This window comes from Bradyrhizobium sp., assembly GCF_019244115.1.
In the GTDB taxonomy this organism is placed as follows: Bacteria; Pseudomonadota; Alphaproteobacteria; order Rhizobiales; family Xanthobacteraceae; genus Bradyrhizobium.
Map to the genome: position 1 here is coordinate 1 of NZ_JAFATE010000050.1, position 2,207 is coordinate 2,207.

A 2,207-nucleotide genomic window follows, 5' to 3' on the forward strand; every position below is an offset into this window, starting at 1 on the left:
TGTCGCCGCGGCGGCTGGCCGAGATCGTGAATGATCTCGCCTGCATCGATCACGTGAAGATCATTCGCATTCACACCCGCGTGCCGGTCGCGGAGCCTTCGCGGATCAGCGACGAAATGGTCGCTGCGCTGAAGTGCCAGGGTGCGACGACCTGGGTCGCGTTGCACGCCAATCATGCGCGGGAACTGACGGCGACAGCACGCGCCGCATGCGCGCGACTGGTTGACGCAGGCATTCCCATAGTGAGCCAGTCGGTGCTGCTTCGCGGCGTCAATGATGATCTTGCGACGCTCGAAGCATTGATGCGGGCGTTCGTTGAATGCCGGATCAAACCCTATTATCTCCATCATGGCGACCTTGCGCCCGGGACGGCGCATCTGCGGACCACGCTGGCGCGTGGACAGGAGTTGATGCGCGCGTTGCGAGGGCGGGTGTCCGGATTGTGCCAGCCGGAATATGTGCTGGACATTCCCGGCGGCTACGGCAAGTCGCCGGTCGGACCGGTCTATCTGACGACACAGGAAGAATCTTTTTCCAGCGAACGTGAACCGTCGCAAGAAACCCGTTATCGTGTCGCCGACTATTGTGGCGAGGTGCACGTCTACCCACCGGCACCTTGATGGACGGACGGGGGTATGAGCATTCGGCTTCAACGCCGGCTGTCCGCTTTGGAGATGGGAGGAGCAACATGACGAAATGGATCATCGCGGCCGCGGCTTTGGCGCTCGCGGCAAATGCCGCCGCGTTGGCGCAGAGTGGACGCAACAAGAGCTCGACGACGGATTCCATGAGCAACCGGCCTATGATTGACGCGCCGGTCGGTCACCGCCAGCCGCGTGCCGGCGACTTTGCGGACGAGAAGAACCTGAGCAATCCGAGCGATCCGATGAACAAGGAAGACGCCGCGCTCGATCGCAAGATCAAGAGCATCTGCCGCGGCTGCTGACGCCGTCGCGGACTGCGGCGCAGAGCCGGTTCGTTGAGCGCCGCGCAGGCTTGCGAACCGGATTTTGCGGCCTCACGTCTGGCGCACGGCGAGCGCCATGCCGACCATCGATGCGCCGCCGATCACGAGGTTGATGCCGACCAAAAGGCCGACCGCCCACAGCGCCGAGCCCGGCAGCCCCGTGATGATGATGCCGGCAATCACCACGTCGACGACGCCTGCGATCAGCAGCCACGACCAGCGCTCCGACAGCTCGCGGCGATGCTCCAGGGCATACATGATCGTGGCGACGCCCTCGGCGAGAAAATAGACGCCGACCACGATCGTGAGCGTCAACGTGCCCTGGATCGGCTGCCACAACAAAATGATACCCGCGGCGATTGCCAGCACGGCCGATAGCAGCGACCACCAGAAGCCAGGTGTGCCGCGCGCCCACAAGGTCAGCGCGAGACCCGCGATGCCGCTGATGAGGAACATCCAGCCCAGAAAGATCGTGACGGCCAGACTCGCGAGCGGCGGCAGGATGATGGCGGCGAGGCCGAGCAGCACCAGCAAAATCCCCTCGATCAAAAAGGCTTTCCAGTGCTGGCGCACGGCGACACGCATGTCGGATTGCAGTCTCTCAATATCCTGGGGAAGGGTCATTCGGCGATCTCCCGGAGGTGCCATGCTACTACTCTAACCTCGACCGGGCATGGACGAAAAGCCCTCGGCTGTCCGTATCCGGTTACGCCCCAGAACATAGATCGCGGTCGTGACAACGAGTAGGGCGCTGCCCAGCATGATCGAAGTCAGTCCGATCGGAACCAGGACCAGCGTCACGTTGCGTTCGGGATTGACCAGCCAGTGGTGCAGCGAGGTCAGCACGAAAGCGAGGCCGACAAATCCGGCGCCGCCGCCGGCCAGCAGCAAGGCCCACATCTTGCGCAGGCGGCTCAGCCGCTCACGCGCGAGGTCGGTACGGGGGGCGTGGTGGCGGGCGACCCGTCGCACCAGCCTTGCCGCGAATGCGATCGAGGAAAAGCCGACCAGCATGCTGGTCAGCCCGAGCCAAAGCCGCGTTGAGGCATCAAGGTCGGGATTTTTCTGCAGCGTCAGCAGCGGAAAGTCGAACGCGGCATGCAGCGCCAGCGGCCCCATCAGCATGAGGGTCCAGCTCGAGATGCGCGCCCAATCGCGGTGGCGACGGTTGGCGCCGAGCGCCGTGCCGGATCGCGCGATTGCCATATAAGCGCCGGCAATGATGCCGAGCGCGCCATGA

Annotated in this window: 3 protein-coding genes and 1 pseudogene; 2 read left to right on the plus strand and 2 right to left on the minus strand. The window is 63.9% G+C overall.

Features of this window, described 5'->3' with window-relative positions:
* The coding region (locus JOZ76_RS02405) for a KamA family radical SAM protein (protein ID WP_441299961.1) at positions 1–620 on the plus strand (620 nt) is incomplete at its 5' end.
* 68 nt (positions 621–688) lie between these two features.
* Positions 689–946 carry a hypothetical protein gene (locus JOZ76_RS02410; RefSeq protein ID WP_291697036.1) on the plus strand — a complete coding sequence of 86 codons (258 nt, stop codon included), beginning with the start codon at positions 689–691 and terminating at the stop codon, positions 944–946.
* A 72-nt stretch (positions 947–1,018) separates the two neighbouring features.
* Here JOZ76_RS02410 and JOZ76_RS02415 read toward each other — a convergent pair whose 3' ends face one another.
* A complete protein-coding gene (locus tag JOZ76_RS02415; RefSeq protein ID WP_291697037.1) occupies positions 1,019–1,591 on the minus strand; it encodes an HdeD family acid-resistance protein in 573 nt (190 codons plus the stop codon).
* Between the two features lie 33 nt (positions 1,592–1,624).
* A pseudogene (locus JOZ76_RS02420) lies at positions 1,625–2,207 on the minus strand (PrsW family intramembrane metalloprotease); the annotation flags it as partial.